1 pseudogene is annotated in these 223 nt (G+C 46.6%); it reads right to left on the bottom strand.

The window, feature by feature from the left end:
* Nucleotides 1–223: pseudogene (locus AB4512_RS23650) on the bottom strand (hypothetical protein); the annotation flags it as partial.

The following is a 223-nucleotide window of genomic DNA, read 5'->3' as shown; positions in this document are numbered from 1 at the left end:
AGATTCGAGTCCCTCCCGTTAACCAACGCGGCGTCGCCACCTCAATATTCAGAATTACCTGCTCATTAACGCTCACTTTAGTCGGCGTTATCTTATCGCCTGACTTTGGCTTTTCCCCTACCCAAGCGATAAGCTCAACGTCACCACTTTTTTGGAGATCGAAGATATCGGCAGCAGAAGCAACAAAAGGAAAAAACCAACTCAACATAAGAGTCATCGACAG

The sequence above is a fragment of the Vibrio sp. 10N.222.52.B7 genome (assembly GCF_041474275.1).
GTDB lineage: Bacteria > Pseudomonadota > Gammaproteobacteria > Enterobacterales > Vibrionaceae > Vibrio > Vibrio crassostreae_C.
This window is presented reverse-complemented; position numbering and strand designations above follow the sequence as displayed.